General features: G+C 64.2%; 18 protein-coding genes and 6 pseudogenes. 13 read left to right on the top strand and 11 right to left on the bottom strand.

What is annotated here, in order from left to right; translation table 11 throughout:
- Nucleotides 1–8 precede the first annotated feature (8 nt).
- Nucleotides 9–1,538, top strand: coding sequence for an SAVED domain-containing protein (locus PQI07_RS28630; protein WP_274928328.1), 1,530 nt, complete (start codon nt 9–11; stop codon nt 1,536–1,538).
- A 212-nt stretch (nt 1,539–1,750) separates the two neighbouring features.
- Complete coding sequence (locus PQI07_RS28625; RefSeq protein WP_274928327.1) at nt 1,751–2,836, top strand: DUF4238 domain-containing protein; 1,086 nt, start codon at nt 1,751–1,753, stop codon at nt 2,834–2,836.
- 59 nt (nt 2,837–2,895) lie between these two features.
- Here the strand turns inward: PQI07_RS28625 and PQI07_RS28620 are convergent, their stop codons facing one another.
- Both PQI07_RS28620 and PQI07_RS28615 read right to left on the bottom strand, forming a co-directional pair.
- Entirely contained in the window at nt 2,896–4,179 is a 1,284-nt protein-coding gene (locus PQI07_RS28620; protein WP_274928326.1) for a type II toxin-antitoxin system HipA family toxin, read from the bottom strand.
- Nucleotides 4,169–4,513: a helix-turn-helix transcriptional regulator gene (locus PQI07_RS28615; protein ID WP_274928325.1), complete on the bottom strand. Its 345-nt coding sequence runs from the start codon at nt 4,511–4,513 to the stop codon at nt 4,169–4,171. The genes PQI07_RS28620 and PQI07_RS28615 overlap by 11 nt, the downstream gene beginning before the upstream one ends.
- 81 nt (nt 4,514–4,594) lie before the next feature.
- Between PQI07_RS28615 and PQI07_RS28610 the strand changes: the two genes are divergently transcribed.
- The 3 genes and pseudogenes from PQI07_RS28610 to PQI07_RS28605 all read left to right on the top strand — a co-directional run bounded on the left by PQI07_RS28610 (nt 4,595) and on the right by PQI07_RS28605 (nt 6,654).
- Nucleotides 4,595–4,717: a hypothetical protein gene (locus PQI07_RS28610; protein WP_274928324.1), complete on the top strand. Its 123-nt coding sequence runs from the start codon at nt 4,595–4,597 to the stop codon at nt 4,715–4,717.
- 626 nt (nt 4,718–5,343) lie between these two features.
- Nucleotides 5,344–5,535 (top strand): annotated as a pseudogene (locus tag PQI07_RS37930) (DUF6538 domain-containing protein); the annotation flags it as partial.
- Between the two features lie 252 nt (nt 5,536–5,787).
- Nucleotides 5,788–6,654 carry a site-specific integrase gene (locus PQI07_RS28605; protein WP_274928323.1) on the top strand — a complete coding sequence of 289 codons (867 nt, stop codon included), beginning with the start codon at nt 5,788–5,790 and terminating at the stop codon, nt 6,652–6,654.
- Between the two features lie 436 nt (nt 6,655–7,090).
- Here PQI07_RS28605 and PQI07_RS28595 read toward each other — a convergent pair.
- Together PQI07_RS28595 and PQI07_RS28590 are read right to left on the bottom strand one after the other, a co-directional pair.
- Nucleotides 7,091–7,936: pseudogene (locus PQI07_RS28595) on the bottom strand (IS3 family transposase); the annotation flags it as partial.
- A gap of 559 nt (nt 7,937–8,495) precedes the next feature.
- The gene (locus PQI07_RS28590; RefSeq protein WP_274928322.1) at nt 8,496–8,933 is read right to left on the bottom strand and encodes a MarR family winged helix-turn-helix transcriptional regulator; all 438 of its coding nucleotides are present in this window, start codon (nt 8,931–8,933) and stop codon (nt 8,496–8,498) included.
- An 85-nt stretch (nt 8,934–9,018) separates the two neighbouring features.
- Here PQI07_RS28590 and PQI07_RS28585 point away from each other — a divergent pair, with 85 nt between their 5' ends.
- The 3 genes and pseudogenes from PQI07_RS28585 to PQI07_RS28575 all read left to right on the top strand — a co-directional run.
- Nucleotides 9,019–10,899, top strand: coding sequence for a chloride channel protein (locus tag PQI07_RS28585; RefSeq protein WP_274928321.1), 1,881 nt, complete (start codon nt 9,019–9,021; stop codon nt 10,897–10,899).
- Between the two features lie 94 nt (nt 10,900–10,993).
- Nucleotides 10,994–11,275, top strand: a complete 282-nt coding sequence (locus PQI07_RS28580; RefSeq protein WP_274928320.1) for a hypothetical protein — start codon at nt 10,994–10,996, stop codon at nt 11,273–11,275.
- 143 nt (nt 11,276–11,418) lie between these two features.
- Nucleotides 11,419–11,763: pseudogene (locus tag PQI07_RS28575) on the top strand (transposase); the annotation flags it as partial.
- Between the two features lie 353 nt (nt 11,764–12,116).
- On the opposite strand, the gene PQI07_RS28570 reads toward PQI07_RS28575, so the two are convergent.
- Nucleotides 12,117–13,262 carry an HPP family protein gene (locus tag PQI07_RS28570; protein WP_274928319.1) on the bottom strand — a complete coding sequence of 382 codons (1,146 nt, stop codon included), beginning with the start codon at nt 13,260–13,262 and terminating at the stop codon, nt 12,117–12,119.
- 181 nt (nt 13,263–13,443) lie between these two features.
- On the opposite strand from PQI07_RS28570, the gene PQI07_RS28565 reads away from it, so the two are divergent.
- Complete coding sequence (locus PQI07_RS28565; protein ID WP_274928318.1) at nt 13,444–13,764, top strand: hypothetical protein; 321 nt, start codon at nt 13,444–13,446, stop codon at nt 13,762–13,764.
- A 489-nt stretch (nt 13,765–14,253) separates the two neighbouring features.
- Here the strand turns inward: PQI07_RS28565 and PQI07_RS28560 are convergent, their stop codons facing one another.
- Genes PQI07_RS28560 through hmpA form a run of 4 tightly spaced genes read right to left on the bottom strand, consistent with a single transcriptional unit; the run spans nt 14,254 to nt 17,507 of the window.
- Nucleotides 14,254–14,973, bottom strand: a complete 720-nt coding sequence (locus tag PQI07_RS28560) for a GntR family transcriptional regulator (protein ID WP_274928317.1) — start codon at nt 14,971–14,973, stop codon at nt 14,254–14,256.
- 18 nt (nt 14,974–14,991) lie between these two features.
- Nucleotides 14,992–15,753 carry a 5-formyltetrahydrofolate cyclo-ligase gene (locus tag PQI07_RS28555; RefSeq protein WP_274928316.1) on the bottom strand — a complete coding sequence of 254 codons (762 nt, stop codon included), beginning with the start codon at nt 15,751–15,753 and terminating at the stop codon, nt 14,992–14,994.
- Nucleotides 15,754–15,767: 14 nt separating this feature from the next.
- A complete protein-coding gene (locus PQI07_RS28550; protein ID WP_274928315.1) occupies nt 15,768–16,211 on the bottom strand; it encodes a PAS domain-containing protein in 444 nt (147 codons plus the stop codon).
- Nucleotides 16,212–16,265: 54 nt separating this feature from the next.
- Complete coding sequence (gene hmpA, locus PQI07_RS28545) at nt 16,266–17,507, bottom strand: NO-inducible flavohemoprotein (RefSeq protein WP_274928314.1); 1,242 nt, start codon at nt 17,505–17,507, stop codon at nt 16,266–16,268.
- A 95-nt stretch (nt 17,508–17,602) separates the two neighbouring features.
- On the opposite strand from hmpA, the gene PQI07_RS28540 reads away from it, so the two are divergent.
- The 4 genes and pseudogenes from PQI07_RS28540 to PQI07_RS28525 all read left to right on the top strand — a co-directional run bounded on the left by PQI07_RS28540 (nt 17,603) and on the right by PQI07_RS28525 (nt 20,983).
- Nucleotides 17,603–18,052 carry an Rrf2 family transcriptional regulator gene (locus tag PQI07_RS28540; protein ID WP_274928313.1) on the top strand — a complete coding sequence of 150 codons (450 nt, stop codon included), beginning with the start codon at nt 17,603–17,605 and terminating at the stop codon, nt 18,050–18,052.
- 297 nt (nt 18,053–18,349) lie between these two features.
- A pseudogene (locus PQI07_RS28535) lies at nt 18,350–19,948 on the top strand (ISL3 family transposase).
- Nucleotides 19,949–19,988: 40 nt separating this feature from the next.
- Nucleotides 19,989–20,505, top strand: a pseudogene (locus tag PQI07_RS28530) (IS3 family transposase); the annotation flags it as partial.
- Nucleotides 20,506–20,569: 64 nt separating this feature from the next.
- Nucleotides 20,570–20,983: a TlpA disulfide reductase family protein gene (locus PQI07_RS28525; protein WP_274928312.1), complete on the top strand. Its 414-nt coding sequence runs from the start codon at nt 20,570–20,572 to the stop codon at nt 20,981–20,983.
- Nucleotides 20,984–21,778: 795 nt separating this feature from the next.
- On the opposite strand, the pseudogene PQI07_RS28520 reads toward PQI07_RS28525, so the two are convergent.
- Nucleotides 21,779–22,123: pseudogene (locus PQI07_RS28520) on the bottom strand (IS110 family transposase); the annotation flags it as partial.
- Between the two features lie 609 nt (nt 22,124–22,732).
- The gene (locus PQI07_RS28515) at nt 22,733–23,911 is read right to left on the bottom strand and encodes an NnrS family protein (RefSeq protein WP_274928311.1); all 1,179 of its coding nucleotides are present in this window, start codon (nt 23,909–23,911) and stop codon (nt 22,733–22,735) included.
- Nucleotides 23,912–23,998 lie beyond the last annotated feature (87 nt).

Here is a 23,998-nt window from a genome sequence, read left to right as displayed (position 1 = left end):
AGACGATCATGACGCAAGCGGTGGCCGTCCGTCGAGACGGGGACACCTTTCAGGCGCGCTCGTTCTGGTCTTGGGCCTCCCGCCTGCTCGACGCGGACAGCCCCATCGTCAAGGTCGGGTTCGAGATCGGTCCGAAGGCGTTCGACGACATATGGGTCGAATATGCCCCCGGCCGGGGTCCCAGAGATCATTACGGAGGCACGATCCGTCGGGAGCACGTCCAGTGCAAATGGCACTCGATGCCGGACAGCTACGGCTACGCCCAGCTCATCGACCCGGAGTTCATCAACGCGAACGCCCGCTCCTTGCTTCAGCGTGCCCGCGAAGCCCAATTGGGTCACGCCGCCGACGGCATCGGCGTTCGTTTCGTGCTTCGAACCAACTGGCGACTCGATCGGTCCGATCCTCTGAGGGAGATGATCGGGACACGTTCGAACGCGATGCGCGTCGAGAGGTTGTTCGGGTCCGCGACCGACGACAGCCGCGCCGGGATGGTGCGCAAGGCCTGGCGCGAACATCTCGACATCGACGACGAGGCGCTGCGCGTCTTTGCCCGCACCTTGGGCTTCGGGCAGGCCACGGACAGCCTCGACGAACTTCGCGACCGGCTCGACGTGGATTTCGGTCTCGTCGGCCTGCGTCGCGTGCCCGCGAACGAGAGCGCCTTCGCGTACGACGATCTGGTCTACCGCTGGATGGCGCAGGGACGTCTCGAGCACGACCGGGGCTCGTTCCGGGAGCTGTGCGGCGACGAAGGACTGCTGGCTCCCGCCAAGCCGCAACCGCAGGTCTTCGGCGTCAAGTCGTTCGAACATGCCATCGACAAGCTCGAAGACCGCTGCGCGCAGGTACTCGACCTCGTGCCCTCGTTTGACGAGCGATACATCCGCAGCGAGGGCGAATGGGCTGCGATACTCTACCCGACATTGCGGTCCTACCTGGTCGGTGTCGCCGCCGGACGACTCCGACTGAGGCTAGCGCTCGACGCGCACGCCAGCTTGGCTTTCGCGGCGGGATCGATCCTGAATGTCAAATCCGGCCGGATCGTCGAACTCGAGCAGAGAACGAACGGGCGCGAGATCTGGTCGAACGACGACCTTGCGCCGGACCCCGGGTGGCCGGGCTGGACGTTCGACCTCGACCCCGTACCGGGCGGCGGGTCCGACCTGGCCGTCGCCGTCGGGTTGACGCACGACGTCGCGCAGGCCGTCGATAGCTATGTCCGGCGGGCGCTGCCCACCGTCGGTCGAGTTCTAGCGTGCCGCCCGACGACCGGCTCGGGCGCGCGTTCCGTCCTGTGTGGACGGCACGCCTCCGACCTGGCCGAGGCCCTCACGGCCCGAATAAGGAGCGAACGTTCGCCCGGAGATGGACCAGTCCACCTGTTCGTCGCCGCTCCCAACGCCTTCACCTTCCTTCTGGGACAGCGCCAGATCGCCATCGGACGTACGTGCTTGTACGAATTCGATTTCGATGACGCGAGGGGTGGCACCTACGTCCCGTCGTTCTTCCTTCCTTTGGGGCAGCGTGCGGTCTAGCGCAGACGAAGCCGCGGTGGCCGGCTCGAACCGTCATGCGAAGGCATCCGAACGCGCTCGTCGCATCGACCCAATGCCGCAAGTCAGGGTCGCCGCACGGCAGATCTCCGCAACGTAGCCCTCGGGGCCAAGCCGAAACACGATAGGCCTCCGATCGACACATACCACAGCCGATGAACCCGGAACTCCGTCGGGTAGGACGATCCTGAAGCATGGCTGAATTCAAGAATCAGCATTACGTCCCGCGATGCTACCTGGAAAACTTCGCGTGGGACGATCGCCGCAAGCGGGTACGCTTGCTGAACATCGATCGTGGCAAGTTCATACGCGATGCTTCGATCAAGACTCAGTGTTCCAGGGACTATTTTTATGGCGATGCGGCCGAAGAAAGGAAATTCGACTACTTCGAGGGCGCCTATGCCGAGGCCGTGAGGGATGTGACATCCGGCACGATTTCGGTTGCGACAGGCGAGAAGTTGCGCGCGCTCTCGGTCCTGCAATACGCGCGGACGGAAGGCGCGGCTCAACAGGCCGCGGCCCAATCCGCCCGCTTCAGGGACGCGGTCGATCCGGAGGGGCGCGAGTTTTCAGAAGACGAGGTCTGGGACGAGAAGACGGCACTCAAGGAATCTCTCGCCACAGCCGGCCACATGCACAAATTCTTCAACGATCTCGACTGGGCGGTCATCGTCAACGAGACGAGGTTCACGTTCGTCACGTCCGACGATCCGGCGATCCTGACCAACCGGTACGCCCGGCAGCGGTTGGGTCTGAGTAAATTCGGGGCGATCAGCTCCGGCCTGACCCTATCGCTGCCGTTGACCCCGCGCCACTGGATCGTCTTCTACGACTCCCAAGTCTACAGAATGTCGGATCGGATCGGGCGGATCGTCAAGGTGCGGGACGCGGCGGACGTGCTGCACCTGAACCAGCTCGCATGCATCAAGGCGGCTCGCAACGTCTATTACGCCGATGTCGACGCCGAAGCCGCCCTGACGACGGCACTGGAGAGCGTCTCGGATCAGCGGACACGGGACCGCTTCCAGCTCGAGTTCTATCGGGAGGACGAGCCTGGATCCGAATGCTACACGAAGATCGCTGCGCCGGACGTGTACGACGGCGCCAGCTATCTGACGAGCATGGCTCCCAATCATCCGGTGCCGCCCAGGTGGTTTTCCAAGCTCAAGATCAGGTTGAACCCGTTCTTCTTCTCCGATGGCGCCTCGACGCGTCATGTCAGAAGACCCGAATGGCTGCACGAGGCGACGAGGGAGCTCTGGCGGACGCGGCGATCCTAGTAGGGCGCTCGGTGTGAAAGGTTATGAGCGGCTCACGCAAGGCTCGACGGGACATCGGTTCATAGCCCCGCCGGCGTCCCGCCCGCAAATCCCTCGAAGGCGTAGTCGTTGAGGAACTGCCGCCGCCACAGGAACGAGCGGTCGACCTCGCTCAGAGCCGCCTCGTCGCAGACGTTCCGCCACTCCCGACGGATGCAATCGACCTGTTCTTCAACGACGTCCCGGGCCTCCCGGTCGCGCAGGTGGAAGCGGGGCGCGGCGGTCCGGCAAGTCTCGAGCAGGCTGCGTCTGTCCGCGCCGACGATAAAGATTGCCTGATTGGTCTCGCGGCCTCCGCGGGCCTGGGGGCAGATGTCGTAGGCCGGTGTCAGTTCGAGCTTCTCGCCGTCCCAGAAGGCGGCATGGTTCCGGGCATGGTCGTCGTTGTTGCCGACAAGGACATTGAAGACCATCCGCGCGAACAACTCGCGCAGGGTCCGGCGCGCGGACGCGAAGCGTGCCCGGACGATGTCCGCAAGATCGGAGTAGCTGGCGTAGTGGGCCTGCATCTCTCCGAGCCCGAAGATGGTCAGAGCGGACACCGCGGAGCGCCGGGTCCAGCCCGCGGGCGTCCACGCCCGGTCGAACCGCTCGACCAGCAGCACGTCCTTCCCGCCGGCCGAGGCGAGTTCCACCGGCGCCGCGTTCAGACCGGCCAACCGGGCGAGGCGCATGGCGACGTACTCGGCCTTCACCACCGCATAGGTGTCGTTCGTGGCTGAGAACTTGGCGATGAACTTGCGCGCGCTCTGCCCTATCAGGGCTTTGGGGCGGGAACCACCGATGGAGCTGCAGTGCAATAGGGCCCTGTCCAGCGCCGGCGGGATAGGCTCACCGCGCTCCACGCGCGCGGCCGCCTCCGAAAGGTCGTCGAGCGTCGCGCCGGTCGGTTCCCGCGAGACGTAGACGCTCGGAGACGCCTGGAAGTCCAGAGATCCGGCCCTGTCCGAGCCTGATGCGAGCATGAACGTGATCTCGTCGAGGTCGAACGCTCCGGCGTCGTCGGCCGCCAACCCGGTCAGGCGGTTGACGATGACCCTCCTTCCCCAGGCGTCCGGAGATCCGTCGCGCAGGCAGCCGGCGATCTCCAGCGGAGCTTCCGGGGCGATCGCGCCCGGTTTCAGCGGCAGCTCCGAGAGGTAGATCGGCCTTCTGTCGGGCCGCGAGAGATAGGATCGGCCGTAGTTGAAGACGAAAAGCTCTCCCTCTCGCGCGATGCGGCCGGCCACGACGGGCTCGACCGCGGCCGGGAGCCAGATCCAGACGAAGACCTCGCGAAACGCCTTGGGGCGTCTAGAAGTCATCCTTCACCTCGCCCCGCGGCTGCCGCACCGATTGCGGCAGCAGAGCCAGCTTGTCGTCGATGCGAGCGATCTGCGGGCCCAACGTCGATCGTCCCGGCGCCTGGGCCACGAACAGATCGACCCCGGCGAGCGTGGCGGCCTCTAACACCAGCCCGATTTCGACCCTAGGATCGCCCTTCTCGATCTGCTGGAGCGTGCTGCGGACGATGCCGACGCGCGAAGCGAGATCTGTCTCGGTCATTCGGCGCTGCTTGCGGGCCAGACGGATCTGCTTGCCGAGAAGCTGCAACGCCTCTTCAGTCAGCCTGGAGTAGGTTCGGACGCGCGCGGGCAATTCGATCTCCTAACGGGCCAGGGTATTTCAGGCTGCCGTGACCGTATGCCAAGCTTCGAAGAGATCAGGAAGTCGATCGCCATGACGATCGTCAAAGCGTTTTACGACCGTTTTGGCGGACACGAAACCGTTTCGGGCATCGTGTCCGACGGATGCTGCAACGCCGTCCGCGCCCGCGACGCCGGGGCGAAGTTAGATCTCTGAAAACCATGGTTCGAATCCGAGGGGCTTTACCAAGCTTCGATTACGACGACCTGGAGCTCTGGCGCGCACCCCAAGCGCGCGCCAGCAACAGGGCTCGACCGGCGGCGGCCGCCAAGATCTCGCGCAACCCGCCCGGCGCCGACGTCCGGCGGCATGGTCGGCCAGGCAGTGCGCACGGCCGACGAGTAGACGCGGCGGAGGCGCATCGCGACCAGGTCGAAACTCGCCCGGGCAGCTGTATGGGACGGAGATGGTCTGCGTGCGCGAGCGAAGCTGTTTGCGCTCCGTTCGCACCCGATTCGTCGGGTGGAGGAAAACGATAACGAACTCGTTCCATCGAGCCGAGGCGCAGCGGATGCCGTCGTCTGGTCCCGCCTTTGCGCCCACCCCGGCTCGACGCCATCGCTTGGGCGCCCATTCCTTCGATGGTCTTGCCGCGGAGCCAATCGGGTGGTACAAAACTCCTCGCACCCGGTCGAAAATATCTTTCTTTTGCTACAGCTTAGGTAAAGTATCTGGAGACTCCCTCCGTCTCCGCCACTTGCCTCTCAAGTGGCTTGAACCAAAAAAGCCTTTTTACCTGAAGCGGTTGCAGAGCGCCGGGTGGTACACATGGGTGGTACACCATGGTTCTCCCGCTGTCCCGACCCTGGCGGCATCCGAAGTCAGGCGTTTACTGGTATCGACGGCGTGTGCCGAAGGACCTACAGCCGCTCCTTCAAAGGATTGAGCTGAAGGAATCTCTCGGAACCAAGGATCCGGTGCTGGCGCGTATTCGGTTCCTTCACAAGGCATGCGAAGTCGAAGGATTGTGGTCGAACCTGAGGAACGGCCATTCCTACGATCAAGTGGCCCAGCCTGCCATTCCTTCAGATCGCGAACGGCGGTCCCAGGGGATCGCAAGTCCCCGGTCGAGCCGACCGGAACTCGGTTCCCCGGCATCGGCTGCAACGACGTCCACCACACACGACGCTTGCGCGGCTACGCCCGTACCCTGGCGCCATTTGCTAGCCGCCTATGCCGCCGAAGCAGATTTGGCACCCGCTACGGTGAAGCGATGGACCGGCGTCATGGCCGAACTCGAAGCCGCCCTCGGTCGCGACGATCTCTCCTCAATTTCTCGAGCAGATCTCATCAATTGGAAGGGGAAGCTGCTCGCTTCCGGCCGATCGTCCAATACGGTCCGCACGCCGTATCTCAGTGCGGTGAAAGCCATCCTGAACTTCGGCGTCGCAGGTGGGTACCTCGATGCCAACGTTGCCATGGGTGTGGCCGTGAAGACACCCCGGCAAGCGCTATCGCGCGACAGGGATTTTACCGACGACGAAGCCCTGGCAATCCTCCACGCCTCGTTGCGGAAGCCGCCCGCGAAGCTTTCGATCGAACATGCCGCCGCTCGGAGATGGATTCCTTGGCTGTGCGCCTATGGCGGTGCCCGCGTGAACGAAATGACGCAGCTGCGCGGTGGCGACGTGCGGGAAATCCACGGACTCTGGGTGGTGCGGATCACGCCCGACGCCGGTTCAGTCAAGACCGGCCGGTGGCGTGACGTTCCCCTGCATCCAGATCTCGTGGCACAGGGCTTTCCGTCGTTCGCGGTTTCGAAAGGTCCGCGCCCGCTATTCTATGATCCATCTCGGGCTCGCGGCGGCTCCCAAGCTCATCCAATCTATAAGAAGGTCGGCGAACGCCTTGCCGCGTGGGTACGTTCGTTAGGCCTGACCGACCTAGGCGTTGATCCCAATCACGGCTGGCGACACCGCTTCAAGACCGTAGGGCGGCGGGCGGGAATCGATCCAGCGGTGCTTGATGCTATCCAAGGCCATGCGCCGCGCACGGAAGGAGAACGGTACGGCCGATATCCTATCGAGGTTCTGTACGACGCGATCCGTCAAATGCCTCCCTACAAGCTCGACACGCGAGATGGATCTGCGTGACTGAACCCTGGAATGATTTCTTCGGATAGGAATTTTTCCGAGAATAATCATCGGGGATTGTCCCGCGAACACTGCTTGTGCCAGTTGATCGGTCGCTCGACCTCGTCGCGCTCTCGTAAACGGCCTTGTCGAACCCGGGCCAAAGGTTGGTCCTTGCGGGTGGGGATGAGCGGTTCGATCCGGCATGGTTTATGGCGGCGCCATGTGGGTGGGCTGGAGTAGCCGCGATCTCCTGATGTCCAAAGGGGGCGTAGGCGCGGCGGCTTCGCCCTTGGCGTGGCATAGCGCTCCTGTTCATCGAAGCGCTCAAGGCAGACTGCTCGTGGCGCTCACCCTCTGGAGTTGACCCCGTTTGTGGTCCACGACCTATGCAAGTTCTCGGGCTGTTTGAGGGTCCCCCGGATCTTGGTCCGGCCGAAAGGTGAGCCTCCGGATCTCATTCGGCGGCCTGCAAGGCCGCCGCCAGGGCGAATTCCTGAGGCGTCAGCCACCCCAGGGCTGTGTGAGGACGGCTCTCGTTGTAGTGCCGCCGCCACGTCTCGATCTTGCTCCTCGCGTCGGCCAACGACAAGAACCAGTTCGCGTTCAGGCACTCGTCGCGCAGCCGGCCGTTGAACGACTCGACCAGCGCGTTGTCGGTCGGCTTGCCAGGCCGCGAGAAGTCCAACGTGACACCATTCTCGTAGGCCCAGCGGTCGAGGGCTTTCGAGACGAACTCAGGCCCGTTATCGACCTGAATCGCGCATGGTGCTCCGCGCAGCAGCGCCAAGCGGCCGACGACGGCCACGACCTGCTCGCCTTTGATGCCCTGGTCGACCTCGATCGCCAGAGCCTCGCTCGTGAACGCATCGACGACCGTCAGGGCCCGCAGCCGGCGGCCGTCGAACAGCGCGTCGGAGACGAAGTCCATCGACCAGCGTTCGTTCGGCTGGAGCGCAGCAGGCTGACGCTCACGGTGTGCCGCACTGACGTGCCGGCGCGGCCGCTTGAGCCGCAGGCTCAGCCCCTCGTCCCGGTAGAGACGGTGGACCCTTTTATGGTTTACTCGCCAACCCTCCCGGCGCAGCAGGATGTAGATCCGGAAGTACCCGTAGCGCACCCGGCTCTTGGCCAGATCGCAGATGGGCACCCGCAGCGGTGCCTGATCGGGTTTGGTCGAGCGGGAGCGGATGCCTGACCGGCCGACGCCGAGTGCGACGCAGCCGCGCCGCTCGCTCACCCCGTGCGCCTCCTGAACCTGGTGCACGAGCTCGCGTCGCCGAGCAGGCGTCAAAGCTTTGCGGCCACACTGCGCTGCACAGACGAATGCTTCAGATTGACCCTCTGCGGACATCCTATGTCGCCGATGGATAGGTCTGCTCTCACGCTGCAAGCTCACCCACTCTTACTCCCGGATGACAACGAGTAACGCGTCCGCCGAAAAATTTGCGGTCCCCTGACGCTTTGCCTTCAGCGTTTTTTCCACAAGCCTTCGGGCAGCTTCGGAGCTGGGTGGTTCCCGTATGCCTCAAGACCCTTCAGCGGCACGCCGGTCCTGAACCGGTTGTACTGACGGCCAATAGCATCGAGCTCGGCTCCGGTCGCTTTCTCGACAAAGGGACGAAGCTCCTCACCGACGACGCGGAGTAATCGCTCTCGAAAGAGGGGATCTGGCTCTGGCTCACTCACTTCAGTGGCCTGTTGCCTTAATGTGCCAGATGAGCAGCTTCACGAACCATCTCCCAATGCTGGTGGACGGCGCCGGTGCCGGCGATTGTTCGACGGATCAACGATGACAGTTGATTGATTACGACGCGGTCGAGTGCACATGAGCCAGAGCGAACCGGGCTCTTCTGCTATTTCTAAGCGGACGTCGCGGATCGGCTGAGTCGTCCGAGGACCTGGATGAGCGCTGGCTCCAGAGTTCGTAATTCCTCCAAGTGGGCTGTAGTGAGCTCTCCCAAAAGGATCTCGGCCTTGGGCGTGAGGACAAGCTCCATCCGCCGCCGGTCGAGCGTGCTACGAGTCTTTATCAATAGCCCGGCTTCGACCATGCGCGACACCAGCTCAGCCGCCGTGTGAGGAGCGACCAGAAGCTGCTCAGCGAGCGTGCCGACGGTCGGCGGCTCCGATTCCATGTAGCCAGCGACCGCGAGCAACGCTTGGTGCTGTTGCGGCGGCAGGCCGGCCGCGAGTGCCGCGGCCTCGCTGAAGACAAGAAAGCGCCGGAGCTGGAAGCGGAAAGCGGCGATGGCCGCATACTGCTCACGCGATAGGCCTTCCTGCATCAGCTGGTTCATCCTCATCCTAGCATCGCCCTGCGAGCCAGCTCTAGACTATATCGTATCACGACGTATATAGGCGGCCACGTCAAGCGGGATCGCCATGCAGCAGGACCTTTCGAAGTCACATGCCACCGGTCACAGGGAAGTCGCCGGCGCCATCCCTCGACGTCCCTTAGGGGACTTCACGACCGACCGACGGGTTCTAGTCCTCCTGGCGATGTCGCTCGTCATAGGCTCGGCCAGCACAGTCGCGGCTTGGTTCCTCATCCAGTTGATTGCCCTGGTTACGAACTTGTCGTGGTTCGGCCGATTCGACGTGACGCCGACCTCCTTGGCGCACGCAGCGCGCACGCCCTGGATGGTCCTCGTACCCGTGGTGGGTGGCCTCATCATCGGGGCGATGGCTCGTTACGGATCGGAGAAAATCCGCGGTCACGGCATTCCCGAGGCCATCGAAGCCATTCTGATCGGTGGCAGCCGTATGTCGGTCAAGGTCGCCGTGCTCAAGCCGATCTCCTCCGCCGTCTCGATCGGTACCGGCGGACCGTTCGGCGCAGAAGGTCCCATCATCATGACGGGCGGAGCGATCGGCTCCTTGTTCGCTCAGTTCTTTCACCTGAGCGCGGCGGAGCGAAAGACACTCCTCGTCGCCGGTGCCGCAGCCGGCATGACGGCGATCTTCGGGACACCCATCGCGGCCGTGCTACTGGCCGTCGAGTTGCTGCTGTTCGAGTGGCGGCCGCGCAGCTTCATCCCAGTAGCGGCAGCAGCTATGACAGCGACATGCTGGCGGCCCCTGTTCTTCGGCACCGGGCCGCTTTTCCCCTTCGCCAACGATCCGGCTTTGCCCTGGTGGGGGCTGCTCGCCTGCGCTGGGGTCGGTGTTCTGGCTGGCCTGCAGTCAGGCCTTCTGACGAAGCTGCTCTATACCCTGGAGGATGCGTTCGAGCGTTTGCCGATCCACTGGATGTGGTGGCCAGCCATCGGTGGTCTCTTCGTCGGCCTCGGTGGCCTCATAGAGCCGCGCGCGCTCGGTGTCGGCTACGACGTCATCGCCGATCTCTTGACTGGGAATCTCGTCGCCAAAGCGGTGTTCGCGATCCTTCTGGTCAAGGCGGCAATCTGGCTAGTAGCCCTTTCGTCCGGCACCTCAGGTGGCGTTTTGGCACCCCTGCTCATCCTCGGCGGCGCCATGGGATGGCTCGTAGGTCTCGGGCTACCTGGTGCGCCAGGGTTCTGGGCCCTCCTTGGCATGGCTGGAATGTTGGGTGGCACCATGCGCGCTCCCCTGACCGGTGCCCTTTTCGCCGTCGAGCTCACTGGGGATGTTCATAGCCTGGCGCCGCTGCTCGCCTCCACGGTAGCGGCCTATGCGGTGACGGTGCTGCTCCTGAAGCGCTCGATCCTGACGGAAAAGATCGCCCGGCGCGGGCAGCACATCACGCGCGAGTACGGCGTAGATCCTTACGAGCTGACGCGCGTCGGCGAGGTCATGGTCCGCGAAGTCGATGTGCTAGACGCGGGACAAACCGTGGATCAGGCTGTCAAAATCATCGAGGTGGGCCGACACCACGCCTATCCGGTTGTCGATGCGGCGCGCCGGCCTGTGGGCATAGTCAGTCGCGGCGATGCCTTGCGCTGGAAGACCGAGGGCCGGCATCCCGGAGAAAGCCTGGAAGAGTGGATCTCGGACGCCGCGCTGGCCGTTGTTCACCCCGATGACGTTGTCGCCCGCGCCCTCGACATCATGATGGCCACTGGTCAAGGGCGCGTTCCCGTAACGGACCCGATAAGCGGCATCCTTGTTGGCCTTCTCACGCGTAAGGACCTGCTACAGGTTCGGGTAACGGTCGTGCAGTCCGAGCGGGAGCGCCGAGCCTACCTCAGCCATCGCACGATCCGAGGTGCGAAAAGGCGGTACGAGAAAGCACACGCTCAATCCGCCACTCGGGCCGGCAACACGGCGTCTGGCTCATCCTAATCCAGACCCAAGGCGGATTACGGACCCGATGACCTGTCGAGATATGGCGGCACAACGAACGTGGCGAGTTGCCGTGCCTTAATTGGAGATCCGAATGCTCTGGATCCGTCGCCTCTTTGACAACCCGGACTGGGCCGACCTCCGGGCCTCATTCGACGAGCAGTTCGCGATGCTCGGGCATCCACGTGACATGATGCTGCTCGCTGCTCCGTTAGGTGATGGACGACATCACCTCCTCATCGGCGTGCCAGAAGCCAGCCTCCTGGCCGCTTATTACGGCTTTGATCCTGTCCTCCGAACTAGTTTGCCGCGCGCACCCATACTCCTTGCGGGGCACCAGGACGTCTTCCAAGCCATGTTCCAGTCCAGTGGTTAAGACCATCGAGCCTGACTCCGGCGGCCGGCTGCGTCGGCCTCGCCATGACGCGCCCGGCCCGGAGCAAGGTAGCCCGTGATGCCCCGCTCCTTCAGCGCGGCGAGGTTCGCCTCGTTGGCAAAGCCGGCATCGCCCGAGACCTAGACGGTGCCATGAACGGGCAGGCCTTCCGCACCTACGTGGCCGACGTGCTCGCTCCACCGCTCCAGCCCGGCGACACGGTCGTCATGGACAACTTGCCGGCCCACAAGGTCAGCGGCGTCCGCGAGCGGATCGAGGCGGTGGGAGCCCGGCTGCTCTACCTCCCGGCCTGCTCGCCCGACTTCAACCTGATCGAGATGGCCTGCGCGAAGCTGAAAGCTCTGCTGCGCAGTGCGGCGGCGCGAACCATCCCACACCTCTGGGACGCTATACGGCGCAGCCTAACCCGCTTCGCGCCAGCTGAATGTCGAGCCTACCTTGCCGCTGCAGGATACGACGCAACCTGATCGGATGCCGCTCTAGGTGTACGGCCCTACGCTCTCCCCTCGGGCTACCTGCGTCGTCCGCTCGTACGCCGGAAACCGACTTACTCCGCCCTCGGCTTACGGAGGTTGTAGACCTGCCATGTCAGCATCATGCTCGACGCCATTAAGGTGGCGTGCAGCAGGTGAAGGAGAAGCGGCGCGTCTTGCATCGGCTCGACCCTGCGGACGTGGCGTTGCCAGGAAAGCGAGACCTCTCGCAACAAGTGGGCCAAAGACAACGGCGGCGCCACGCGTCAACCTCCTTTCTTCGAAGCACGATCGCGCGGTGCGTCCAAAGCCTTCGAGTAGCAGATAAGATCGGGCCGTAGGGGCGCTTACGCAGTCACGGTATCGGAAGGAGCGAACGCTTTAGCCGAAAGCAGGCGCGTCAGAGTCGCAAGCAGGTCGGTCTGAGTGATGATCCCGAGGACGCGCCGATCCTCGTCCACCACGACCACCGCATGGGTGCGGCCGTCAGTCAGCGAGGGCGCCAGCGCGACCACCGGCTCATCCGGTCCGGCCGTTTGTGCACCGGTCATCACCTGCGCGATGCCCACGTCGCCGTGCAGCGTCAGCTCGCGCAGGCCGAGTGTCCCCGCGAGCCGGCCGGCTCCGTCCACCACCGGCAGCGTCCGGATGTTGTGCGCGATGAGGAGCTCTCGCGCCCGCTCGGCGCTATCGTTTAGCCGAACCGTAATCACGTCGTGAGACATGATCTCGCCGCAGGTAAGGTCGCCCTGGGTCCGCACGAGCGCGCGAAGCTCGACCTGCTGGAGGAGCCGGTCGAGGTCGGCGCGGTCGATGTCCAGCGTCTCATGCAACTCGACCAGGGCCGCGTCCACGTCTTCCGGCGTGAAGCCGACTCTGAGCGGCGCGGGCAGGTCCGCCGTTCCATGCGTGTTAACCGGCGCAGCGATCGGGACGTGCGGGTAGTTGCGGCGCGAGATCTTGTGGAACGCGATGCCGAGCGCGACCAGGATGACCGAGTTCACGCAAACCGGGAACAGAGGGAATAGGAAACCTGAGGAGGTGACCGCCGGGCCGCCGATGAGCGCCGTCAAGGCGGCGGCGCCGCCAGGCGGGTGAAGGGAGCGGGTGAGCGACATCGCGGCGATGGCCAGCGAGACGCCGACGCCGATGGCGACGAATGGGTTCGAGATGAAGTGAGCGGCTAGCACACCCATAAAGGCGGAGATCGTGTTGCCGCCGATGATGGACCAGGGCTGAGCGAGCGGGCTCGCGGGCACGGCGAACAGCAACACTGCCGAGGCCCCCATCGGCGCGACGATGAGCGGGACGTCAGGCCCGTGGCCGAAGACCAAGCCGCAGATCAGGCCGGTGAGCGTGATGCCCGCGAGCGCACCGAGGCAAGCAACCAAGCGCTCCCGAAGAGTTGCGCCCGCCAGAATCGGCTTGAACAGCCGAAACCCTGACGATTTTCCGGATTTGTGTTCCGGGCGGACCGAATTCGATGTCCTCACGCGTCCCTCGCTCGCACAGCGCCGCTGAAAGTGCCCGTGGGACAGGCAAATGCACCGGTAGGCGGCACGAGGCGCTGGTATACCAGCTGTCCGTTTACGGCCCCCCGCCAAAATTGCAATGTGCGAAGGCAATCTGCCCGACTACTAGGCGTTCGGGTCTCGGCGGCTGGAACCGAGGGCCATGAAGGAAATCGTCATCACCGCGCTTCTCACAGTCGCTGCGGTGCTCGGCTGCGTTCGTTTCGTGGGGATGTTCCTGGACCGGCGGAACACGAGCACTTGGGAGCAGGTCACCACCACCGTCGGGGTGACGGTCTTCCTGACCGCGTCTGGCCGCATGCTCGAACGCGCTGGGCTCGCGGCCGCCGTGCTGCTGCTGCTCCTGACATGGTTCGTTTATGACGCCGTGCGACGTCACACCTTGTCCCAGTGTACCTTAGCGGCCTGCACATGGCTCAGTCTCGCGTTACTGCTCGCTTATATCGGCTTTGACCGAGGCTGAGGGCATCGCATTTCGATTGAAAACCGATGCAGGAAAGGGGCTGCGAAACACAGGTCCGTGCGTCTGCCTCAGCCTGATTACGACAGCGGTATCGCAAGCTTGCTGCGTGTAAAGCCCCGTCCACAACCGCGAAGTGTAAAACCCCGCCGCTCGATTCATCGCTTCCGGAGCAAATTTTCAAGAAATGCTCCGTATCTGCTGAATGGCATCGATGCAACGCACACTTGAGGCTAAATCCTGAAGCCGATCTTCCACGTTGGCTGCCAGCTAAATCTCCAGCCATGGACTTCCTACGTCGTAGGCGAGCACACCGTGACAGGAACCGCAAGTCGCAATTATGCGCGACAGAGCACCGTATCTGCGGGACCTGGCACGGTCGAGGTTATCTGAGTTTAGACCCTCGATCGTGCTTCGATGGCGATTGAACTTGAATCTATAACATTGCTAAAGTAGTCAAAACAAGCGGGACTACGTCGTTTCCGCCGCAACTTAATTTTCGGGATTTGCGGGTCTGAAACAATCGCCGCAGATCTCGACATCGTGAGCAAACCTGAAGCCCCTTTCCAGAACGAGCCGGCTCGCACGTTCGGCGTCTCGCATCTCAAGCGCCGCAATGATCGACCGGTAGGCGGCCCTCAGATATTCGAAATTGATGCGTTGGCGGAAAATCGCCTCGTGAACACTCCGCAAATGCAGCAGGAAATGGTCAAGCATGGAGAGAAACTCCGAGCATTGAGCGAGCGTGGCGGCATGGCGGCAGAAACGCCAACGAGCCTCGAAATAGCGTTGATATCCGCTTGGAGGATCTGCCTCATAGAAGTCGCTGAAGCTTGTGCGAAACGCGCCGAGCTGCACGTCTGTTGCTTTGGTGCATGCCAACTGAACTGCCATGCTCTCTAGAGCAGCACAGGCGTAGACCATTTCGATGATCTCATGCCTGCTCTTCTTAACGACGAACACACCGTGTCGCGGCCGCCGACGGACGAACCCCTGGTGTTCCAGGATTGTCAGAGCTTCGCGAATGGGCGTGCGGCTGATACCAAGATCCCTTGATAGTTTGCACTCATCAAGCTGCAGCTCGCCAGGATGATCATAGATGCGCAGTTCGGCAATCGCGCACATTAGAGCTTTATAGGCCAAAGCGCGCAGACCTGATTCAGAGCAGACTGGAGCTGAATCGGCTAGGAGACTTTCCAACGCGAGCACCATCCCGACTCCGAAGCAAGATCAAAGTCTAGCCACGTCCGGCCAGAAACCTTCTTCTGTCACAATGATATCCATAGGAACGTCGTGCGCCTGTGGGTAAATCGTCGCGAGCCGCGCAAGCGCAAAGCCGACGCCAATGACCAGCGGCTTCGTTGGCCTGGACGCGATGGTTCGGTCATAAAAGCCGCCACCATACCCTAGGCGGTACCCGGCTAGATCGAAGCCGACGAGCGGCGCTATCAGAACGTCTGGATCGACGGCCTCGCCCTCAGCGGGAACGGGAATGTTCCAGACGCCACGGACCAGGCGTTCCCCAGGCGACCAGGCACGAAACTGTAGAGGGCACCCCTTCTCAACGACGACCGGGAGCGCCAGTCGTGCTCCCTTGCCACGCAGCTCTGTCAGGAAGGGTCTGGCGTCGAACTCGCCCTTGAAGGGCCAGTAGAATCCGATCGATGTGCCTGACGCCAAGGGTAGAGCGACTTCAAGCGCCTGGCTGATGCGCTCGCTCCAGGCGGCGCGGTCCTGGGCAGAGATGCCGGCCCGCCGCTCGATGAGAGCGGCTCGAGTCTCCTTGCGCCACCGCCGCACACGCGGCCAGTCAGATGCGGAGATTTCAGAGAGGCTGGATTCAGATGCCGGCGTCCCCGCCTCCGGGCTGACGAAGTCCGGACCTAGCTCATGCATGAAGCAGGGCGGAGAGCTGTACTCGCCAAACTCAGAAAGTTCGGGAGCCGCAGAATTCGACGACATCTCAGGTGGCTTAGTTGAACGCCCAACCATGATGTGCTCCCTCGCTATGCTGTGCCCGCACGTCCTTCGGTTACTTTGATCAAGCGTTCTCTCAGCACCTTCAGTTCGGTGAAGCGGATCGTGACATCCCGCATCACCGCTACCATGCTGGTCATCGTCCCCTGCTCATCTTTGAGCGGCACGATGGTGAACTCCACCGAGATCTGCCGCCCATCCTTGCAGATGCCCGGAACGGACAGGAGAACGCCCTCGCCATAGCGGCTCTCCCCCGTCGCCATGGTCTTGCGGTAGCCCGCCCAGTGGCGCTTGCGCAGCCGTTCAGGCGTGATGATGTCGAGCGACTGGCCGACGGCTTCGTCGGCCGTGTAGCCGAAGATGCGCTCGGCTCCCGGGTTCCAGATGCGGATGATGCCCTCGCTGTCGGAGGCAATCACCGCATCCGCAGAAGCTGACAGGATGGCGTCGGCCACAGTACGCGCGTAGTCCACGCAGGCGCTCTCCAGTTGAGGCGCTGCTCACCTGAAGGAGCGGCGCTATCGTGTTCAGGCAGCCCGCCGCGGTTCTTCGATCAGCTCATCCGCGGGACCGAAGAACTCGAACCGAATGCGCTCGGCCGGGATGCCCTGACGCTGAAGCCCATTCACAAGCGCGCTGAGGAACGGCTTGGGACCGCAGAGATAGTAGGTCGCCTCCTCATGGGGCGTCTGCGCCACGAGCCAATCCGCGCTGATCAGGCCGGCCGCATCGTAGTGCTCGCCCTGTCGATCATGCGCCCCCGGCTCTGCATAGAAGGTGTGCAACCGGACATTCTCGTTGCCGGCGGTCAGCGCCTTGGCATGATCACGCATCGCGTGGACACGGCCGTTGAGCGCTCCGTGAACGTACCAGGTCGGCCGCTGAGGCGTTGCCGCCGTGATCGTCTCCAGCATGCTGATCATCGGGGTCAGCCCGACGCCGCCGCTTACGAGGACGACGGGGGCGTTCGACGTCTGGTCGAGGAAGAAGTCACCGGCCGGCGGTGCCGCGCGCAGAACTGTCCCATACCTGGCGTGATCGTGCAGCCAGTTCGAGACGATCCCGGCCGGCTCGTCTGCCCGGCCCTCGCGCTTGACGGTGATGCGGTAGGCCCGGTCGTTCGGCGCGCAGGAGATCGAGTAGTTCCGCTTCAACACGCCGTGGCCAGGCAGGTTGAACAGGAAGCCCAGGTACTGCCCCGGCTGATGGCGCAGCACCGGTCCGCCATCGGCGGGGACCAGGACGAAGGAGCGGATCGTCTCGCTCTCCTGGGACACGCTGTCGACCACAAAATCGCGCCAGCCGTTCCAGCCGCCCGGCTTGGCCGCGAGGTCGCGGTAGATCGTGGCCTCCCGGCCGATCAGTAGTTCCGCCAGGAACCAGTACGCCTCGCCCCAGGCCGCGCAGATCTCCGGCGTGGCAGCCTCGCCCAGCACGTCACCGATGGCGCCGAGCAGCGCGTCGGCCACGTAGGGGTAGTGCTCCGGCAGGATGTTCAGTGCGACGTGCTTCTGCGCGATGCGCTCTACTGCCCCCGCTAGGGCGCCGAGGTTATCGATGTTGCGGGCGTAAGCGAGCACGGCCAGGGCTAGGGCCTTCGGCTGCGACCCGGTCTCGCCGTGATGGGACTGGTTGAAGAGGTCGCGAACCTCGGCGTTCTGGAAGAGACGCTCGTACATGCGCTTCGTGATAGTCAGACCATGCGCCTCCAGGGCCGGCACGGTTGCCTTGATGATCGCGACAGTGGCGAGAGAGAGTGGAGTCGGCATCGGCAGCCCTCAAAGGTGCATCATCGCCGCACCTTATGCCGCTCTGGCTTCAAAGATGCAATCCCCATATACCTTCAGTCCACACGGGGTACGCGATGCGTCTGACGCGCTACACGGACTACGCTTTGCGCACGCTGATCTACGTCGGCCTGCGCGAACCCGAGCAGAGTTCAATCGCCGAGATCGCGCGTGCCTACCGCATCTCGGAGAACCACCTGACGAAGGTGGTGCATCAACTCGGCCGTCTCGGGCTGATCCGGACGACTCGTGGCCGTGGCGGTGGGCTGCGGCTTGGGAAGCCGGCTGCCGACATCGTCGTCGGTGCCGTTGTGCGGCAGACCGAGGACGATCTAGCACTGGTAGAGTGCTTCGCGAGCGGGGCCTGCGCGATTACAGCACCATGCCGGTTGAGGCGTGCACTCGGAGAGGCTTTGGGTGCGTTCCTGGCGGTTCTCGACGGCTACACACTAGCGGATCTGCTGGCAGATGAGGCTGGTCCGGAAATCTTGCGTCTTCTGGGTTTACCGACAGAGTTCATCCCATAATGCGAGATCGGGATGTCGGATATGACGGGTCTTCAGCCGCCAACACAGTCCGAATCGTGACGCTGCTTCATCCCTGGCTGCTGATTGAACGCGAAGGCTGAGAACACGAAGCGCCCGATAATCAGGCGTGAGCAGGGGGCGGCCCAGCACCGAAGCCGAGTTCCCCAGTTCAGAACCTAGCGTGCGGCGTCCACAGCAACTGCTCACGTTACGTCTGGACTTGCTTCAGTTTAGTGGCTCTTCGTCGCTTCGTGTGGCTTCCCCGCGCGTTCTCCGGTCGTATGAGAATGACGGAGCTTGGCGATGGCGCGGCTGCACGAGGTTCCCGGCTGCCGGGTACTCTCCATCGAAAACGGGCATGAGGCGGGCGTTGTGATGCGCGTTCGCGGTCGCCGCTGCGCAGGACGATGTCCGGGTTGCGGCACTCCGAGCGCCGCCAGTCACGGCTCCCATCAACGTCACCCCGCCGATCTGCCCTCCCTTGGACGAGCCGTTCGGCTCGACCTCACCGTTCGGCGTCTGCGCTGCCTCAACCCCTCCTGTCCCCGACGCACTTTCTGCCTTCCTGTCTCCTCTGTCCTGGCTCCGTACGCCCGACGAACCTGACGCCTCGCCAAGGCACAGCAGCGCGTCGGCTTAGCTATCAACGCTCGAGCCGGTGCGCGCCTGCTCGCAAATCTCTCCATGCCGGCGAGCCCCTCGACGCTGCTGCGCCTCAGGCACGCTCGTCGTCGACCTCGGCCATCATCGTGCCATCGATCTTCTGCCCGACCGCAACTCGGCGTCGTTCGAGCCTTGGCTACGGTCGCACACCGATTTGGAGATCGTCGCACGGGATCGCTCGACAGGCTACGCGCGTGCGGCTCAGGCCGTCGCCCGCGTGCCCAGCAAGTCGCCGATCGCTGGCACCTCCTGCTGAACGCGCGCCAGATGCTGGAGCGCTGGTTGGTCGGCGCTCATGCCCGCCTGCGCGCTCTTCCCGTCCCCTCCGGCTCGGCGGCTCCGATTCCTGATCTCGCCTTCCCGCGCAGCCGCACGGATCAAGCCGCCGCGCAGGAGGTGCAACGTTGGAGGGCAGTGCGTCATGCAGAGGTGCAGCGCCGCCACGCGGCCGGCGAGTCGATCATGGCGATTGCGCGCGCGATCCCTCTGGCACCGGGAACGGTGCGGCGCTACGCCCCCATGGATAGGGCCCCGGAACGCGGCGAACGGCGGATCGGACCGAGCCGACTCGACCCCTGGCTCGCTTATCTCGAGCGCCGCCGTGCCGAGGGATGCGAGAACGGATTGCAGCTCCTGCGAGAATTGCGCGAACGGGGTTATGCGGGTGGCTCGCGGCAGGTCCACAAATGGCTGCAGAGCCGACGGACGAAGCTCGCGATCACCACGCCGCGACGCTGGCGCGACGCCGTTCCCGTCGTGACGGGCCCCGGCTCGGCCGAACTGTCGGCGCGGCGCGTGCGACTGCCGGGATCGAAGGTCCTCGCCTGGATCATGACGGTGGCGCCGGACCGGCTGAGCCCGACCGACGGCGCGCTTCTCGCGCGCATCGTGCAGGATCCAGACGCGGCCACGCTGCACAGGCTGGTCCAGCGCTTCGTCGCGCTCGTGCGCGAGGCCGGGACGAAGGGGAACGGATCGTCCGCACACGGCAACCGACGTCTGGAGGCCTTCGAGGCCCGGATCGTCGAGGCGAAGACGAGCGGCATCCAAGCCGCGCAGACGTTCGCCAGCGGGCTCGTCGTTGATGTGGCCGCAGTGAGGGCGGCGTTGACAATGCCGTGGAGCAACGCCCAGTCCGAAGGCCAGATCACAAAAATGAAGTTGATCAAGCGGCTGATGTACGGCCGCGCCGGCTTCGACCTCCTGCGCCGACGCGTGCTTCTGGCTCCTTGACCTACACGAAGTGACGAAGAGCCACTTTCGCGGGGCAAGTCCACGGCTGTGGGTGGCGGATTTTACATACGTCGCGACCTGGAGCGGCTTCGTCTATGCGGCCTTCGTGATCGACGTCTTCGCCCATCGGATCGTGGGCTGGCGGGTGTCGCACCAGGCCCGAGCGGACTTCGTGCTCGATGCCTTGGAGCAGGCCTTGCACGAGCGCTGCCCCTTCGCCGGCAGCGGCCTCTTCTGCCACTCGGATCGCGGATCGAAATACGTGGGCATCCGCTACACCGAGCGCCTCGCCGAGGCGGGCATCAAGCCCTCCGTCGGCAGCGTCGGGGACTCATACGATTAATGCTCTGGGCGAGACGGTGATCGGCCTGTTCAAGGCGGAGATCATCCATCGGCGCGGGCCGTGGCGCTCGTTCGCGGCGGTCGAGTACGCCACGCTCGAATGGGTGGCCTGGTTCAATCACCGCCGGCTGCTCGAACCGATCGGCCACATCCCTCCCGCCGAAGCGGAGGCGCGCTATTATGCCCAGGCCGAGGTCCAAGCCTTGGCCGCCTGACCCAAACCAAATGGCGCCCGGGAAAACCGGAGCGGTTCAGTTCTAGAGGTTGTGCCCGGGCTGCGTGGCTCACGGCACGCCGCAGGCCGAGAAGCTGCACAGGATGTTGGCCGGTCACAGCGATGTCGCGGTGATCGGCTTGCACACAGTGTTCGAGCATCATGCCGCCATGACCGAGGCGGCGCTCGAAGCCTTTATCCATGAGTACCGTCTGACCCTGCCCATCGCTGTCGACCGGCGTGGCGAGGATGGGCCGCTACCGCAGACGATGCGGCGGTACGGCATGCGTGGAACGCCGACCACGGTCGTGATCGACCGCGCTGGCGTGGTTCGCGAACGCGCCTTCGGGCAGGTCACAGACCTTGCGCTTGGAGTCCTTGTTGGTTCGCTGGTCGTAACGCCGAACGTGGAGCCGACACAACGGGAGCGGGCAGTGGGCGGGTGCGACGATGCCGGTTGCCCGGGCGCTCTGCCATGATGGCCCCGATCCTCCCCGTGGTCCTGATCCTGCCGATCCCGCTGAGCCGAGGTCTGCTGGAACAGCACGCGGCTCGCCTCCCCACCACGCGTTGGGGTCCGGACGATTATCAGAGCACCGAACATTCTTATCGGCCAGCCCGCCGCGGGTCTTCGCGGATGCGGCGGCTTGCGTGGATTGGCCCAAGACGCATCGTAATGGGGTAACTAGCGCCTTCCCCTATCCAACTGGTCGACCATTGTGACAGCGCCTTTACTGCATGGCATTGATCTACCGCAACTGAACCGAAGCGAGTGCGAAATCGGCAGGACGAGGCGTGCTCCGCAGGGGCGCGAACGATCCGTGCCATTCACGCCGCCCAAAGGGAAGACAGCCTTGCAAGGGGCCTGACCGGCCAACAGGCGCGACCATGGAGTTGGAACGCCGCGCCCGCCAGGCCGCACAGCGCACACTTCTTTCGTTGCAAGCGCTGTAGGGCTTGGCGGCCGCCCGGTCGACGAAGCCCGTCCGAGGCGACCGGATTGCACTTTGATGTCGGGATGGCCGCTTTATGCTTTTAGCTTTCGCAAAGCGGACGAGCCGCTTCCGGTCAGACTACGTCACGCCGGATCACCAGTGTGCGCAGAAGTTGAGGTTCGGCTTGGCGCCCATTTCAGACGCTCCAGGCTTTCCCACCCTTTTCTCAAAAGCAGACACCAGCGGATAGCTTCGCTTTAACTTCGAGCGGTCACCCGCATTTAACTCTTATAACCCATGACTGTACTTGCCTTGCGCTCGCGTTCCGTAATTACCCAGGCGTGTGCGCACGTCGCGGAAGAAGCCGACCTCGGCCAGATGAGCCAGCCCATCGGCATCGTTGGCGTCGGTCTTGTTGGTGGCCATGTCGAGGGCGGCCTTGGCGTGACGAGCATCGATACAGATCGCCGGAAGGCCTTCCGCCGTGAGGGCATGGAAGAACCAGATCGACAAAGGGCCCGTTTCGAACACGATCCGTTGGGCATCGGCCGCATGCTTGCGCAGAACACCGGCAATGACTGCGGGATCGGAAGCGCACTTGCCGCGCCAGACCCGCTTGCCGTCCCGCCGCACACAGATCGCGGTGTCTTTCAAGGACACGTCGAGACCGATATACTCACCCATGGTTGTTCTCCGCTCGATGTATGGGCCCGGCGTCCAGTCGTGAGCCCGCAGCTTCATCCTGCCGGGGAACAACCACCTCTTCCATTGGGGGCCAGCTCACTCCGGCCCTGAGGGGAACGCTCCCGCGATTACCCCATGTGTCAAAACGCAGGCGCGTTGCGAAGCCGTAGAACAAACAGCGACCTGCCCCTCACTGGGTCGAGAGGCAGCACGGCCGCCCCGGGGCGGCAAAGGAGACGGGTGAACGGATGCTCAGCTCCCGAGGTGCACTTGCAGCGCAAGGCCGTAGAAGGCCAGGGCTAGGGCGCCGACCGCGAGCAGGAGGAGAATTACGTGCGACGTGGGCGGCGCAGGGCATCCGACCGCGGCCTTCCCACGATTCGAGACGGCCCCGCCCGGGTCGTCCGAGACCCCAAGTATCCCGTGATTCTCATTCATCGGCAAGCAACTCCTCAAGCGAATGGGAAAACCTCGCGTTCGAGCCGCCCTGGTCGGTCGCGAGCTCGTAAGTGCCGCGTAATTGCCTCGCCGTGGACCGGATGAGCTTCTGGTCCAGATCGGTGCTACCTGCGGCGGACGTGCCCTCGCCGACGTTGTTGTCGGCGGGGTTCAGGCGACCCGGGGACCTGTCAGCACGGTCCAATAGGCGAGACCGAAGCCTAGGAAGGCACCGGCCCAGAGAACGCCGGCCATCGGCATCAGCGCGCCGGACCAGGCCGGGTGGGCAGAGGCGCAGACACGCGCGAGCACGGACATCACCGCGAGTGTATAGACCGCCTGAATGCCAGCCGATGCGGCGAGGGGGCGACCGGTGTGCCCTAGGCTCGCCCGCGACATCACCGCCAGCGTCATCAGGCCGAGCGCGCCACCGGTCCAGGAATGGATGCCGGCTCCCGGCGCAATGATGCCGAATGCGGCAAGCCCAACTAGCGTGAAGCCAAGGGGAATAAAGGCGTAGGCAACGTGCAGGATTAGCACCAGGCGGTCGCTCACGGCGCGGTCCCCCGCCCAGCGAACAAGCCGCGCGACTTGCAGCGCACCCGCGAGGAAGAGCGCAGCACCGGTTCCGGCGCCCTCCGGCACGACGGTCCACGCCGCGAGCGCTACCAGGGATAGCCCTATCGCGACGAGGTCGAACGTCCCCACCGGCGCCGGCATCCGGCCTGGGTTCTCGCGGGACAGCCAGTTGCGGGTGAAGCTCGGGACGATGCGCCCGCCGATCACCATGACGAGAGCCAGGCAGGCGGCGATGCCTATCCGCGTGCCGTACTCCGCGAGCCCGCGTAAGTGCGCCTCCCCATGGAAGACCCCGTTGCCGGCGAGGAGCAAGCCGAGCAGCACGAGGACCTTCAGGTTGCGCCAGTTGCGGCCGGCTACGACCTCGCGCGCCACTGCGGCAATCAGGAGCAGGAGGAAGGCCGAGTCGGCGAGCGCGGCCGGAAACCATCCGATCCAAGCCGAGATCCAGACGGCTGCCCGCCCGAGCGCCCAGGTCAGGACCAAGGCGAGCAGAGGACCGCCCTGCAGCGGCAGCCTCCCCGTCCAGTTCGGCACCGCCGTCAGGAGGAAGCCGGCCACGACCGCCGCGACGTAGCCGTAGAGCATCTCGTGGACGTGCCAGTCTCGCGGCGCGAACGCGGTCGGCAGCGCGACCTTCCCGCCGAAAACGCCCAGCCAGACCGGGACGGCTAGGCCGGCGTAGAGCGCGCCTAGCAGGAAGAACGGTCGGAAGCCGTGGGAAAGGATGGGCGGCCCGCCATAAGGGCGGAGCCGCTGGACCGGAGCCATGGGAGTACCTTTCGAAACGACGCAAGCCGCCCAGGCGTGGCCGCTTCTCATCCGCTATCAGGAGCCGCGGCGGCCGGATTTGAGCCA

The organism is Methylobacterium sp. 092160098-2 (assembly GCF_028920805.1).
Classification (GTDB): domain Bacteria; phylum Pseudomonadota; class Alphaproteobacteria; order Rhizobiales; family Beijerinckiaceae; genus Methylobacterium; species Methylobacterium fujisawaense.
Note: the sequence above shows the minus strand (reverse complement) of the source record. Positions and strands in the feature narration are given on the sequence as shown.

Coding starts and splice junctions, on each gene's coding strand:
- PQI07_RS28630 (WP_274928328.1), top strand. CDS start 9: ATGACGCAAGCGGTGGCCGTCCGTCGAGACGGGGACACCTTTCAGGCG.
- PQI07_RS28625 (WP_274928327.1), top strand. CDS start 1,751: ATGGCTGAATTCAAGAATCAGCATTACGTCCCGCGATGCTACCTGGAA.
- PQI07_RS28585 (WP_274928321.1), top strand. CDS start 9,019: ATGCAGCAGGACCTTTCGAAGTCACATGCCACCGGTCACAGGGAAGTC.
- PQI07_RS28610 (WP_274928324.1), top strand. CDS start 4,595: ATGACGATCGTCAAAGCGTTTTACGACCGTTTTGGCGGACACGAAACC.
- PQI07_RS28555 (WP_274928316.1), bottom strand. CDS start 15,753: ATGGTTGGGCGTTCAACTAAGCCACCTGAGATGTCGTCGAATTCTGCG.
- PQI07_RS28560 (WP_274928317.1), bottom strand. CDS start 14,973: ATGGTGCTCGCGTTGGAAAGTCTCCTAGCCGATTCAGCTCCAGTCTGC.
- PQI07_RS28590 (WP_274928322.1), bottom strand. CDS start 8,933: ATGAACCAGCTGATGCAGGAAGGCCTATCGCGTGAGCAGTATGCGGCC.
- hmpA (WP_274928314.1), bottom strand. CDS start 17,507: ATGCCGACTCCACTCTCTCTCGCCACTGTCGCGATCATCAAGGCAACC.
- PQI07_RS28605 (WP_274928323.1), top strand. CDS start 5,788: ATGGCCGAACTCGAAGCCGCCCTCGGTCGCGACGATCTCTCCTCAATT.
- PQI07_RS28565 (WP_274928318.1), top strand. CDS start 13,444: ATGAAGGAAATCGTCATCACCGCGCTTCTCACAGTCGCTGCGGTGCTC.
- PQI07_RS28515 (WP_274928311.1), bottom strand. CDS start 23,911: ATGGCTCCGGTCCAGCGGCTCCGCCCTTATGGCGGGCCGCCCATCCTT.
- PQI07_RS28620 (WP_274928326.1), bottom strand. CDS start 4,179: ATGACTTCTAGACGCCCCAAGGCGTTTCGCGAGGTCTTCGTCTGGATC.
- PQI07_RS28580 (WP_274928320.1), top strand. CDS start 10,994: ATGCTCTGGATCCGTCGCCTCTTTGACAACCCGGACTGGGCCGACCTC.
- PQI07_RS28540 (WP_274928313.1), top strand. CDS start 17,603: ATGCGTCTGACGCGCTACACGGACTACGCTTTGCGCACGCTGATCTAC.